The 13,258-nt window shown below is 70.4% G+C and carries 11 protein-coding genes; 2 read left to right on the forward strand and 9 right to left on the reverse strand.

Annotated elements, in window-relative coordinates:
• Positions 1–5: 5 nt before the first annotated feature.
• Positions 6–932, forward strand: coding sequence for a 5'-nucleotidase (locus AB0C30_RS45190; RefSeq protein WP_357955804.1), 927 nt, complete (start codon positions 6–8; stop codon positions 930–932).
• Between the two features lie 41 nt (positions 933–973).
• Here the strand turns inward: AB0C30_RS45190 and AB0C30_RS45195 are convergent, their stop codons facing one another.
• The 9 genes from AB0C30_RS45195 to AB0C30_RS45235 all read right to left on the reverse strand — a co-directional run bounded on the left by AB0C30_RS45195 (position 974) and on the right by AB0C30_RS45235 (position 11,764).
• A complete protein-coding gene (locus AB0C30_RS45195; protein ID WP_357955805.1) occupies positions 974–1,960 on the reverse strand; it encodes a superoxide dismutase in 987 nt (328 codons plus the stop codon).
• Between the two features lie 85 nt (positions 1,961–2,045).
• A complete protein-coding gene (locus AB0C30_RS45200) occupies positions 2,046–3,461 on the reverse strand; it encodes an L-fucose/L-arabinose isomerase family protein (protein ID WP_225297993.1) in 1,416 nt (471 codons plus the stop codon).
• A gap of 121 nt (positions 3,462–3,582) precedes the next feature.
• Positions 3,583–5,625, reverse strand: coding sequence for a bifunctional aldolase/short-chain dehydrogenase (locus tag AB0C30_RS45205; protein ID WP_357955807.1), 2,043 nt, complete (start codon positions 5,623–5,625; stop codon positions 3,583–3,585).
• Complete coding sequence (rhaI, locus tag AB0C30_RS45210; RefSeq protein WP_357955808.1) at positions 5,625–6,770, reverse strand: L-rhamnose isomerase; 1,146 nt, start codon at positions 6,768–6,770, stop codon at positions 5,625–5,627. The genes AB0C30_RS45205 and rhaI overlap by 1 nt, the downstream gene beginning before the upstream one ends.
• A 14-nt stretch (positions 6,771–6,784) precedes the next feature.
• Complete coding sequence (locus AB0C30_RS45215; protein WP_357955810.1) at positions 6,785–7,096, reverse strand: L-rhamnose mutarotase; 312 nt, start codon at positions 7,094–7,096, stop codon at positions 6,785–6,787.
• 98 nt (positions 7,097–7,194) lie between these two features.
• Positions 7,195–8,268, reverse strand: a complete 1,074-nt coding sequence (rhaS, locus tag AB0C30_RS45220) for a rhamnose ABC transporter substrate-binding protein (RefSeq protein WP_357955812.1) — start codon at positions 8,266–8,268, stop codon at positions 7,195–7,197.
• Positions 8,265–9,221, reverse strand: coding sequence for an ABC transporter permease (locus AB0C30_RS45225; RefSeq protein WP_357955813.1), 957 nt, complete (start codon positions 9,219–9,221; stop codon positions 8,265–8,267). The genes rhaS and AB0C30_RS45225 overlap by 4 nt, the downstream gene beginning before the upstream one ends.
• On the reverse strand, positions 9,214–10,245 hold the full coding sequence (locus AB0C30_RS45230; protein ID WP_357955815.1) for an ABC transporter permease: 1,032 nt from the start codon (positions 10,243–10,245) through the stop codon (positions 9,214–9,216). The genes AB0C30_RS45225 and AB0C30_RS45230 overlap by 8 nt, the downstream gene beginning before the upstream one ends.
• A 22-nt stretch (positions 10,246–10,267) precedes the next feature.
• The gene (locus tag AB0C30_RS45235; RefSeq protein ID WP_357955816.1) at positions 10,268–11,764 is read right to left on the reverse strand and encodes a sugar ABC transporter ATP-binding protein; all 1,497 of its coding nucleotides are present in this window, start codon (positions 11,762–11,764) and stop codon (positions 10,268–10,270) included.
• 123 nt (positions 11,765–11,887) lie between these two features.
• Here AB0C30_RS45235 and AB0C30_RS45240 point away from each other — a divergent pair, with 123 nt between their 5' ends.
• Positions 11,888–13,234 carry a rhamnulokinase family protein gene (locus AB0C30_RS45240; RefSeq protein WP_357955818.1) on the forward strand — a complete coding sequence of 449 codons (1,347 nt, stop codon included), beginning with the start codon at positions 11,888–11,890 and terminating at the stop codon, positions 13,232–13,234.
• The last annotated feature ends 24 nt before the right edge of the window (positions 13,235–13,258 follow it).

The raw sequence follows: 13,258 nt of genomic DNA on the forward strand, positions 1-13,258 counted from the left end.
CCGTCGTGGCTCTGGTTCTCGGCGTCCTCGCCACGGGGGCACCAGCCGCCTCGGCCGCCACGACGAACGTGGTGAGCAAGCTGGACATCGTCTTCGAGCGCACCACCGCGTCGAAGTGCCCGGTCACCTTCGACGTCCACGGCTACTTCGAGGGGCTGCCCGCGGGCGCGCAGACGATCGAGTATCGCCTCGTCGGCGCCCAGGAGTGGAAGACGCTCGTCATACCCGCCGAACGCGGCGCCGTCTACCAGGCCGTGCTGGAGACCGTCACGTGGGAATGGGCGCCGGACTCGCGTGACTACGCGGTCCAGATCGAGATCAACCAGCCTGACGGCCTGCGGTCCAACGCCCTCTACTACTTCAAGTGCGGCACTCCGCCAGACGGGGAGACGTTCGGCGTCGCCGCCGAGGACATCACCCGCACGGCGAGCGGCGGCCCGCTGGCCGAGCTGGCGGCCGACGCGCAGCTCGAGTCGGTGCGGGCCAGGTCCGGCGCGCAGGTCGCGCTCGTCAACAGGTACGTCGTCAAAGCGGACCTGCCCGCCGGACCGATCGGCTTCGAGCAGTTGTGGAACGCGCAACCCGCCGGGCTGGCCATCAACGTGCAGACGATGACCGGCGGCCAGCTCAAGAAGCTGCTGGCCACACCCAACCCGGCGGGCACCGTGCTGACCCCGTCGGCCGGGCTGCGCTACACCCTCGGTAGCGGGAAGGTCCTGTCGATGACGCTCGACGGGGTTCCGGTGACCGCCACGCAGGAGATCAAGGTCGCGGGCGGCTGGAGCCTCATCGCCGGCTTCGACGGCTGGCCGCGCTGGGAGGGGACGACCACGTACACGAGCGGTGCCGACGACACCGGGGCGCTCGCGTCCTACCTGGTCGCCCATTCGCCGGTGACGGCGCCACTGGGCGACCGCGTCACCGTCCGCTAGCCAGGAGGCCTGGCCGTGCACCGGCAGCGCGCACGGCCAGGTCAGTGGTTGCGTGGGGCCGTGATCGCGTTCACCGTGTACGTGGTGTCGGGGGCGGGAGTCGTGGTGAAGCGGGCGTTGGGCAGGTAGAGCCGGTTGCCGAACGACGCCACGGTGCTGGGGACGTCGAAGCGCGGGTCCGTCAGCCGGTTCACGACCTGGCCGGACGAGCCGTCGGCGGTCAGGCGGATGACGGTGACCGTGTTGAGCCGATTCTGCACCACGTACAGTGTCCGGCCGTCCAGCAGCAGGCCGTCGCCGTTGACCAGGGACTCGCCGCCCAGGTTCACCTCCGTGGTGACGCCGGTGGCGGGGTCGGTCTTGAAGAGCTTGCCGACGTTGGACTGGACGATGAGCAGGCTCTTGCGGTCGGGGGACGGGGCTATGCCGTTGGCGTTGTTGCCGGTCGTGTACTGGATGGCACCCGTGAGCGGCACCGATACCGCCTGGTCGGGCAGTGCGCCGTGCCGGCCGAGCGGCACCTTGTACAGGACGGGGTTGGTGGAGTCGGTGAACCAGGCCGCGTCCCGCGTGAGCACGACGTCGTTGACGAACGACGCCCCGGTGGCCAGCGGGTACGACTTGAGCACCGCTCCGGTACGGACGTCGATCACCCGGGCGTTCCCGGCGGTGCCACCGGAGACGAACAGGCGGTTACGCGAGTCGAGCTTGAGCCCGACCGAAGGGGTGCCGGGGCCCTTGCTGACGACGGCGCCCTGGCCGGTGCGCAGGTCGGCGCGGTAGATGTCGCCGTTCGCCAGGGAGCCGAGGTAGGCCACGGGCCGGCTGCCGATCGCTATCCCCTCCGGCCGGAAGCCCTTGGGGAGCGCGATCGTGTCAGGCAGTGTCGTAGCGTTAGGCAGCGTCATTGTGTCAGGCCGTGTGGCCGCCTGCGCCATCGCGCCGGGCGGCGTGGCCGCCGACGCGGGCGTGCCGGGCAAGGTGGCGAGCAGGGCGCAGAGCGCGGTCGTGAGGATCGCTGATCTCATGCGGCCCACGATGCCCTCGCCCCCCAGCCCGGCAAAGGCCCAAAGAGCCGGTTCACAGCTATTTCTGAGGAAATAGTGCGAAATGTCAGACTTCGACTACTTCCACGCCCATGAGGTCGGCCAGAGCACGCAGTTCGGCGGCGCGGTGGCCAGTACCGAGGGACCAGTGGTGGGAGATGCCGGTGGCGCTCCAGTCGTCCGTCCACTCCCCCGGATCGCGGCCGAAGTCGACGCGCGACGTGGTGTTGCCGATCTTGAGGTGCGGCCCGTCCACGGTCTCACCCTCCGACACGGCGAAGCCGAACCGCCCGTCACGCCGCTGGAGCAGCCCGAACGCTGTCACCGGCCCGTGCGCCACGTCGAACTCGACCGACACGCCCCACCCGCGCTTGCCATGGAAGACGCCCAGGCCGCGCAGCAGTGGCTTGCGCGAGCTGATCGCCAGGTGGGCGGGCCCGTCGTGGCCCATCTCGACATGGCCGCGCAGGAAGTCGAGTGCCTGCAGCTCGGTGAACGAGCCGCCGCCGCCCAGCCGGTCCATGATCAGCATGGCCAGCGAGGTCCGCAGCTCGTACTCCCCCGCCGCCGGGACGCCCCGCGCGGTGAGCAGTGAGGAGCCGAGGATCATGCCCGCGCCAAGCCGTTCGTGGATCTCGCCGTCGAGCCCGCGGTGGTAGTAGGCGAGGCTGTCCAGCTCGAAGTCGGCCACCAGCTGGTCCAGCCCGGCCGAGACGCGGGCCGCCCACTCGAAGTCCTCGGGCACGACCGTGTCGGCCAGCTCGAACACCTCCCGCGCGAGCTCCATCCGCTCCTTGACCTGGGTGTCGGTGACCTTCTCGACGCGTACGCGCAGGTCGTCGAACTCCAGCACCTCCACGTGCCCGCCCAGATTGACCGGCACCAGCGTCAGGTCGGTGGCGACGTCGAGCATGCCCGGGTAGAGGTGGCCCATCAGCCCGTGCCGCCCGTCGCGCAGCGTGGCCCGTACGCCCGCCGCTTTCACCCACCGCTCGATCCGCGCCCAGGCCCGCTCGTCCTCCAGGTAGCCGGACACCGATCGGAACGGGATCCCGGCCCTGGTGAAGGTGTTGGCCATCTCCGGCAGCGGGCACGCGCCGCAGTAGGCCAGCCACTGCCCGGTGTCGAAGGTCTCGTGGTCCATCGACTCCGACGGCTGCAGGTTGATCAGCAGCACCGGAGCGCCGCTGCGCTGGGCGATCGGCAGCAGCATGGTGGCGGTCATGTAGGTGGTGAGGAAGCCGACGATCAGGTCGCAGCCCGCCTCCCGCAGCCGTTCGGCCGCGGCCGCGCCCTGCTGGGCGTCGGAGATGAAGCCGACGTCGACCACTTCGCAGCCGAGCGTGCCCATGCGCTCGGAGACGCGCGCGGACGAGCGCTCCAGCTGGGGCAGGAGGTCGGGGAACTGCGGCCAGTACGCGCCGAGCCCGCCCGCCACGAGCCCGACCTTGGTGGGCCGCGCGGGGATCCGTTCGAGCGTCATGTCTTCTTGATCTCCTCTTCCGGTCTTTCGGTCGTGGGCGGGGTATGCCGCCGTGACAGGTCGGGGCTTCGGCGGGAACGCGCCCCCAGAGCGGAGGGGGCGCATTCCGGGCGTACGAGCGTCAGCGCAGGAAGGCGGCGGCCACTCCCGCGTCGACCGGGATGTGCAGCCCGGTCGTCAGCGACAGTTCCCCGCCCGTGAGCGCGAACACCGCCGCGGCCACGTGCTCCGGCAGTACCTCCTGCTTGAGCAGCGTGCGCTGGGCGTAGAACTCGCCCAGGCGCTCCTCCTCGACCCCGTAGACGGCCGCCCGGTTGGCGCCCCAGCCGGAGGCGAAGATCCCCGAGCCGCGTACGACGCCGTCGGGGTTGACGCCGTTGACCCGGATGCCGTGCGGGCCCAGCTCGGCCGCGAGCAGGCGTACCTGGTGGGCCTGGTCGGCCTTGGCCGCGCCGTAGGCGACGTTGTTCGGCCCGGCGAAGACGGCGTTCTTGGAGGAGATGTAGACGATGTCGCCGCCCATGCCCTGGCTCAGCAGGACCCGCGCGGCCTCCCTGGAGACCAGGAACGAGCCGCGGGCCATCACGTCGTGCTGCAGGTTCCAGTCGTCGAGCGTGGTCTCCAGCAGCGAGCGCGACAGGGACAGGCCCGCGTTGTTGACCACCAGGTCGACGCCGCCGAAGGCGAGGACCGCCTGGCGTACCGCCTCGGCGATCTGCTCCTCGGACGTCACGTCAACGCCCACGGCGATCGCGACGTCCTGCGGCCGGTAGGCGGCGCCGCCGAGCTCGGCGGCCACCTTGTCCGCGGCGCCCAGGTCGCGGTCGGCGACCACCACGCACGCGCCCTCGGCCGCCAGCCGCCTGGCGGTGGCGGCGCCGATGCCGGAGCCGCCGCCGGTCACGAACGCGACGCGCCCGGCCAGCCGCTTGGGCGCGGGCAGGCGGCGCAGCTTGGCCTCCTCCAGCTCCCAGTACTCGATGCGGAACTTCTCCGACTCCTCGATCGGCTGGTAGCTGGACAGCGCCTCGGCGCCGCGCATCACGTTGATCGCGTTGACGTAGAACTCCCCGGCCACCCGGGCGGTCTGCTTGTCCTTGCCGAAGCTGAACATGCCGACCCCGGGCACCAGCACGATCGCCGGGTCGGCGCCGCGCATCGGGGGCGAGTCGGGGGCCGCGTGGCGCTGGTAGTAGGCGGCGTAGTCCGCGCGGTACTGGGTGTGCAGCTCGCCCAGCCGGGTCAGGACGTCCGCGAGCGGCGCGTCCGGCGGCAGGTCCACGACGAGCGGGGCGACCTTGGTGCGCAGGAAGTGGTCGGGGCAGGAGGTGCCGAGCGCGGCGAGCCTCGGGTGCTCGGCGCGGGCCAGGAAGTCGAGCACCTCGGGCGAGTCGGTGTAGTGGCCGACCTGGCGGGCGTCGGTGCTGGCCAGGCCGCGGATCGCGGGGAAGAGCTCGGCCGCGCGCCGGTGCCTGGCCTCCTCCGGCAGGGGTTCGTGGACGACGGCGCCGAACGGGTCCGGGCGGCCGTGGTCGGCGATGTACTGCTCGGCGGTACGGATGATCTCCAGGGAGTTCGCCTGGCACTCGGCGCTCGTCTCGCCCCAGGCGGTGATGCCGTGGCCGCCCAGGATGCAGCCGATGGCCTGCGGGTTGGCGGCCTTGATCGCGGAGATGTCGAGGCCGAGCTGGAAGCCGGGCCGCCGCCACGGCACCCAGACGACCCGGTCGCCGAAGATGCGCGCGGTCAGCTCGGGGCCGTCGGCGGCGGTGGCGATCGCGATGCCGGAGTCGGGGTGGAGGTGGTCGACGTGGGCGGAGTCGACCAGGGCGTGCATGGCGGTGTCGATCGACGGTGCGGCGCCGCCCTTGCCGTGCAGGCAGAAGTCGAAGGCCGCCACCATCTCGTCCTCGCGCTCCTCGCCCGGGTAGACGCCGGTCAGCGCCCTGAACCGGTCCAGGCGCAGGACGGCCAGGCCGCCGGCGGTGAGCGTGCCCAGGTCACCGCCGGAGCCCTTCACCCAGAGCAGCTCCACGTCCTGGCCCGTGACCGGGTCGTTCTCGGTGCCCTTGGCGGAGGCGTTGCCGCCGGCGAAGTTGGTGTTGCGCGGATCGGAGCCGAGCGTGTGCGCTCTTTCGAGCAGTTCGTTCATGGCGTCAGACATCAGGCCCCCCAGCCTGCCTGGTTACCGCCGACACGGTCGGCGGCGATCTTCTCGAAGTATCCGGACTTGGCGTAAGCGGCCATCGGGTCGGGCGCGAGCCCCATCTCCTCCCGCAGCTCACCGAGCAGCGGGCGGACATCGGTGTTGTAGGCGTCCATGAGCACGGCGTTGGCGCCCAGCACGTCACCTTCCCGCTGGGCGGCGGCCAGCGCGTCGCGGTCGACGAGCAGCGCCTTGGCGGTGGCCTCCTGGACGTTCATCACCGAGCGGATCTGGCCGGGGATCTTGGGCTCGATGTTGTGGCACTGGTCGAGCATGAACGCGGTCTCGTTGGTGTACCCACCACCGCCGATGACCTCGAACATGATGCGGAACAGCTGGAACGGGTCCGCCGCGCCGACCATCAGGTCGTCGTCGGCGTAGAAGCGCGAGTTGAAGTCGAAGCCGCCGAGCTTGCCCTCACGCAGCAGGAACGCCACGATGAACTCGATGTTGGTGCCGGGCGCGTGGTGCCCGGTGTCGACCACGACCTGCGCCTTGTCGCCGAGCTTGAGGCAGTGCGCGTAGGCGGTGCCCCAGTCGGGCAGATCGGTCATGTAGAAGGCGGGCTCGAACAGCTTGTACTCCAGCAGGAAGCGCTGCTCCTCGCCGAGCCGCTCGTAGACCGCGGCAAGGGCTTCGGCGAGCCGGTCCTGACGGGCCCTGATGTCGTCCTGGCCCGGGTAGTTGGTGCCGTCGGAGAACCACAGCTTGAGCGTGTCGGACCCGGTGGCGTCCATGATGTCGACGCAGTCGAGCAGGTGCTGGAGCGCCTTGCGCCGTACCGCCGGGTCGGGGTGGGTGACGCTGCCGAGCTTGTAGTCGTCGTCCTGGAAGACGTTGGAATTGATGGCCCCGATGGTCACCCCCTGCTCGGTCGCGTGCCGGGCGAGGTCGGCGTAGTCGTCGACCTTGTCCCACGGGATGTGCAGCGCCACGGTCGGCGCGACGCCGGTGTAGCGGTGCACCTGGGCCGCGTCGGCCAGCTTCTCGTACGGGTCGCGCGGCACACCCTGCTGGGCGAACACCTTGAACCTCGTACCGGAGTTGCCGTACGCCCAGGACGGCGTCTCGATACGCTGCTGCCGCAGCTGATCCTTGATCATTTTTTTCCCCGATTTCAAGCCAGATGGAAAACTTCGGCCAGCGTGAGCAGCCCCTCGTCGGGCCGTCCGGCCTCGAAGAAGGGAGCCATCTCCGCCTGCCAGCGCGCGTTGACACCGGTCTCGGCCATCGCCTGCTGAGCCGCCTTGAAGTCGTCGGTCTCCAGATAGCCCACCAGCAGTCCGTCGTCGCTCAGGAACAACGAGTAGTTACGCCACCCGGCCTTCGTCAGCGCTTCGAGCATCTCCGGCCAGACGGCCTGGTGCCGCTCGGTGTATTCGTCGAGCCGCTCGGGCCGGACTCTCAACACAAAACAAACCCGCTCCATAACCAACCTCCTCTCATATCCACCCCGCACGGACCCTCGCGGCGCCGGGGGGTCCGGCGCCCAGGACGGCGCCGGACCTACTAGGAATCAAAAATCCGTCAGTAGTCGAACTGGTCGATGTTCGCCGCGTCGAACGTGAACGGCGGGCCCAGGATGACCTCGCCCTGCTTGCCGATCGTCCGCTCGCCCAGCTTGCCCGCCTTGAACGTCTCCCCCTCGGCCCCGGTGATCTGCCCCGACACCAGCGCGGCGGCGGCGTAGGAGGCCAGGTAGCCGAGGTCCTTCGGGTTCCACAGCGCGAACTTCTCCACGGTCTTGTCCTTGACGAACTGCCGCATCTGGTTCGGCGTCCCGAGCCCCGTGAGCACGACCTTGCCCTTGTACTTGGAGCCGGAGATGTACCGGGCCGCGGCCGAGATGCCGACCGTGGTCGGGGAGATGATCCCCTTCAGGTTCGGGTACGCCTGCAGCAGGCCCTGCGTCTGGGTGAACGACTTCTGGTCGTCGTCGTCGCCGTAGGCCACCTTGACCAGCTTCATGTCCTTGTACTCGGGCTTGCCGAGCTCGTCCTTCATGAACTTGATCCAGGTGTTCTGGTTCGTGGCGTTCGCGGTGGCCGACAGGATGGCGATGTCGCCCTTGTTGCCGATCATCCCGGCGAGCAGCTTGACCTGGCTGCGGCCGACCTCCTCCGAGCTGGCCTGGTTGATGAACAGGTCACGGCACTCCGGGGCGGCGTCCGAGTCGTACGCGACGATCTTGATGCCCTTGGCGCGGGCCTGCTGGAGCGGCCCGCAGACGGCGTTGGCGTCGTTGGCGGCGATGAGGATCGCGTCATGGCCCTGCTGGGTGAGCGTGTTGATGTAGGAGATCTGTGACGAGGCGGAGGCGTCGGACGGGCCGACCTCCTTGGCCTCGCCCTGATACTCCTTGGCCGCCTCGATGCCGGCGTTGTCGACGATCGTCTCGTAGGGGTTGTTGATCGCCTTGGGCAGGAAGGCGAGCTTCAGTCCCTGCTTGATCGGGGCGTTCGGGTCGGCCTTGGCGGCGGCGGAAGAGGAGGCGGGCGCCGGCGCGGGCGCGGAGGTCACGTTCGACTTGGTCGTACCGCTGCAAGCCGCCACGCCAAGAGCAAGCAGCGCGGTCACAGCGGTCAGGCGCATCGGGGTCATGGGGATCCTTTCAGAGCTGGCCTGACGAGCGAGACGAGACGGGGGGTGAGCACCGAGACGATGAGCAGCAGTCCGGTGACGATCGACTGGATCTCGGTCGAGACGTCGCCGAGCATGAGCAGATTGCGCAGCAACCCGATGAGCAGCACACCGGCGATGACGCCGCCGAGCGTGCCCTTGCCGCCGTCGAAGTCGACGCCGCCCAGGAGGACGGCCGCGATGACGGCGAGTTCGATGCCCACGCCGTTGTCGGCGCGGGCGGAGCCGTACCTGAGCGTGAAGACGACGCCGGCGAAGGCGGCGACGGTGCCGGAGATGACGAAGAGCAGCAGTTTGATGCGCTTGACGCGGATCCCGGCGAAGAACGCGGCCTGCTCCTGGGCGCCGATCGCGTACAGCGCCCGGCCGAAGCCGGTGGCGTGCAGGACCACGCCCACGATGGCGGCGAGCAGGACGAACACCGCTATCGGATAGGGAATGGGCGTTCCGGGCACGTCGTCGACGGCGAGCGCGGTGTAGCTCGGCGGGAACTGGGCGACCGCCCGGTCCCCGAGCACGACGTAGGCGAGGCCGCGGTAGAGGGCGAGCGTGCCGATCGTGACGGCCAGCGACGGCAGCCCGAGCCGGGTCACCAGCAGGCCGTTGACCAGCCCGCACACGGCCCCGGTCAGTACGGCGATCGGGATGATCACTTCGATGGCCATGCCGCCGTCCCACAGCGAGCCGACCAGCGCGCTGGAGAGCCCGAGCACCGAGGCGACCGACAGGTCCACCTCGGCGGCCACCACCAGCATGGTCATGGCCAGCGCGATGAGCGCGATCTCGCCCAGGTCCCCGAGCGCGAACGACAGGTTGTCGACGGTCGCGAAGCCGGGCGAGGTGAGCGAACCGGCCGCGAACACGGCGATCAGCAGCGCGCCGACCAGCACGTCCCAGCGCAAGACCTTAGCCATGACGGCTCCTGTTCCTGAGCAGGCGGGCCAGTCTGAGGGCGAGCACCCGGTCGACGCTGATCGCCAGCAGGAGCAGCGCGCCGGTGATGGCCTGCTGCCAGAACGGGTTGACCCGGAGCACGACCAGCGCGCTGCCGATCGTGGTGAGCAGGAGCGCGCCGAGCGCCGCGCCGTACACGCTGCCGACGCCGCCGGTGATCGCGACGCCGCCGACCACGACCGCGCTGACCACGAGCAGTTCCCAGCCGTGCGCGGAGTCGGCGATGACCGTGCCGAACCTGGCCAGCCAGAGCACCCCCGCCAGTCCCGCGAGGCAGCCGCTGACCAGGTAGGCGAGCAGGATCCGCCGCCTGACGGGCACGCCCGCGAGCCGGGCGGCCTCCGGGCTGGAGCCGATCGCGTAGAACTCCCGGCCGCTCGGGTACGACCGCAGGTAGTAACCGATCAACACCATGATCACGAGCGTGATGAGCGGCAGGTACGGCACCCCGAGCACCGAGCCGTTGCCCAGCGACAGCAGCCCCGGCGGCAGGTTGACCGCGTTGATCTGCCGCCCGTGGGCGATGTAGTGGTCGATCCCTTGGATCACGTAGAGGGTGCCGAGCGTCACCACCAGGGCGGGGACCCGGCAGAAACTGACCAGCAGGCCGTTGATCAGCCCGCAGGCCGCACCGATCGCCACCCCGAGCAGGACGGCGGGCAGGATGCCCATGCCGCCGGCCAGCTGGTCGCCGGTCACGAAGGCGACCAGCCCCACCACCGAGCCGACGGACAGGTCGAGGTTGCGGGTGATCACCACCATGGACTGGCCGACGGCCAGCAGCGCGAGGGTGGCGGTGTTGAGCAGGATGTCCTCGATGCCCTGCCCGGACAGGAAGTTGCCGTTGACGCTGGCCGTGACGCCGACCAGCGCGGCCAGCGCGATGACCAGGCTCAGCTCGCGGGCGCGGAACACCAGGTCGACGAGGCCGCGGGCGCTGCGCGCGGGCGTCGTCTGCTCGGGTGGCGCGGTGGCGGTCGTCACGCGGCCCTCCCCATGATGGCCGTCATGCGGCCCTCCCGGTGGCGGCGTTCATCACGCTCTCCTCGGTCGCGTCGGCGCGCGAGAGCTCGGCGGTCAGCCGTCCCTCGTGCATGACCAGCACGCGGTCGGCCATGCCCAGTACCTCCGGCAGGTCGGAGGAGATCATGAGCACCGCGATGCCCTGCCCGGCCAGCTCCGACAGCAGCCGGTGCACCTCCGCCTTGGTGCCGACGTCGATGCCGCGGGTCGGCTCGTCCACGATCAGCACGGACGGCTTCGTGGCCAGCCACTTGGCCAGCACGACCTTCTGCTGGTTGCCCCCGGACAGCACGCCCACCCCGTCGCTCAGCCGGGCGAACTTCAGCCGCAGCCGCACCGCCCAGTCCTTGGCCCGGTCGCGCTCGGCCGTACGGGAGATCGTCAGTCCCCTGCGCAGCGAGCCCAGCCCGGTCAGGCCGATGTTGCGCTCGATCGACAGCTCCATGACCAGCCCCTGCTGGCGGCGGTCCTCCGGCACCAGGGCCAGGCCCGCGCCCATCGCCGCGGTGGGGCTCCCGGTGGGCAACGGCCGGCCGTCCACCGAGACGGAGCCCGCGTCCCAGCGGTCCACCCCGAACACCGCCCTGGCCACCTCGCTGCGCCCGGCGCCCACGAGTCCGGCGAGCGCGACGATCTCGCCCCGCCGTACCTGGAAGGAGACGTCGGTGAAGACGCCTTCGCGGGTCAGCCGGTCCACCTGGAGGGCGACCTCGCCGAGGGCGGCCTCCTCCTTGGGGTAGAGCGTGCCGAGTTCGCGGCCCACCATGCGCCGTACCAGGTCGTCGTGGGTGAGTCCGGCGACCGGCTCGCTGGCGATCCACGCGCCGTCGCGCAGCGTCGTGACCCGCTGGCAGAGCGAGAAGATCTCGTCCAGCCGGTGCGAGATGAACAGGATCGCGCAGCCGTGCTCGCGCAACGCCTCGACCACCGAGAACAGCCGCGCCACCTCATTGCCGGACAGCGCGGCCGTCGGCTCGTCCATCACCAGGACGCGAGCCTCGCGGGACAGGGCCTTGGCGATCTCGACGAGCTGCTGGTCGGCGATGGACAGGCCGCGCGAGGGCTGCTCGGGGTCGAGCGCGACGCCCAGCCGTTCGAACAGCCGCCGTGCCTGGCCGTGCATCTCCTTGCGGTCGATGCGGCCCAGGGTGCGGCGGGGCTGGCGGCCCATGAAGATGTTCTCGGCCACGGACAGGTCGGGGAAGAGCGTGGGCTCCTGGTAGATGACCGCCACGCCGGCCTGCTGGGCGTCGGCCGGTCCGGCGAAGACGACCGGCTCGCCGTTGAGCAGGACCTGGCCGGTGTCGGGCCGGTGGACGCCGGCGAGCGTCTTGACCAGGGTGGACTTGCCCGCGCCGTTCTCGCCCGCGAGCGCGTGCGCTTCGCCGGCGAACAGTTCGAGTGTGACGTCGCGCAGCGCTCTGACGGCTCCGAACGACTTGCTGACGTTCGCGAGCGCGAGGGTGGGGGCACCACTCATGCATCCTCCGGACAACAAACGTTTTAATCGCGACGAACCCGGAATCTAAGCGCTGGACCAGCAGGCGTCAATGCCTTCACTCGTCTTCTGGCGTCTTTGTGATTGTTACGTTTTAATCGGGGGGTGCGATTCACTGCAGTGGACCTTGGCGCCTCCAGCGGGCGGGTCATGAGTGCCGACGTCTCGGCCGACAGCGTGCGGCTCGTAGAGGAACACCGTTTCGTCAACCGGCCCGTACGCGTGGCCGGGACGCTGCACTGGGACATCCTCTCCCTCTACCAGGGGGTGCTCGACGGGCTGCGCAGGGCCGGCCCCGCCGAGTCGGTCGGCATCGACGCGTGGGCCATCGACTACGGCCTGCTCGACCGTGACGGAGCGCTGATCGGCAACCCGGTGCACTACCGCGACGGGCGCACCGAGAAGGTGACCGAGCGGGTCGACCCGTACGAGGTGACCGGGCTGCAGTTCCTCCGGTTCAACACGATCAACCAGCTCGCCTGCGACCGGCTGGACCGGGCCGAGACGATGCTGCTGATCCCCGACCTCCTGGGCTACTGGCTGACCGGCGAACGCGGCGCCGAGCGCACCAACGCCTCGACGACCGGCCTGTACGACGTCACCAAGCGGGACTGGGCCTGGGACCTGATCGACCGCCTCGGCCTCCCCAGCCGGATATTTCCCGAAATTTCGGATGGCGGTGTCGCGGAGCTGCGGCCCGACGTGGCCGCCGAGATCGGCTACACCACCTCCCTGGCCCGGGTGGGCTCGCACGACACCGCCTCGGCCGTGGTCGGCGTGCCCGCCACCGGTGACCGCTTCGCCTACATCTCCTGCGGCACCTGGTCCCTGGTCGGCGTGGAGCTGCCCGGCCCGGTGCTCACGGAGGAGAGCCGCCTGGCCAACTTCACCAACGAGGCCGGCATCGACGGCACCACCCGCTACCTGCGCAACGTCATGGGCCTGTGGATCCTGCAGGAGTGCCTGCGCGTGTGGGGCGACCCCGCGCTGGAGCCGTTGCTCGCCGCCGCCGCCGAGGCCAGGACCAAGGCGGTCATCGATCCGGACGATCCGTCGTTCCTGCCACCGGGCGACATGCCCGCCCGGATCGCGGACTACTGCGCGCGTACCGGGCAGGCGGCGCCGGAGGATCGGGCGCAGGCCGTACGATGCATCCTGCAGAGCCTCGCCCTCGCCTACCAGCGGGCCGTCGCCGACGCCGTCCGGTTGAGCGGGCGGCCGGTCGAGGTCGTCCACCTGGTGGGCGGCGGATCGCGCAACGCGTTGCTGTGCCAGCTCACCGCCGACGCCACCGGCCTGCCGGTCGTCGCGGGGCCCGTCGAGGCGGCCGCCCTGGGGAACGCGCTGGTCCAGGCGCGGGCGCGCGACCTGGTCGGCGACTTGGCCGACATGCGGGCTCTGGTACGACGAAGTGAGAGCCTGCGCACCTACGAGCCACGGGGGCACCCATGACCGAGCCTGCCGAGGTCATCTCAT

This window comes from Nonomuraea sp. NPDC048901 (genome assembly GCF_040649695.1).
In the GTDB taxonomy this organism is placed as follows: Bacteria; Actinomycetota; Actinomycetes; order Streptosporangiales; family Streptosporangiaceae; genus Nonomuraea.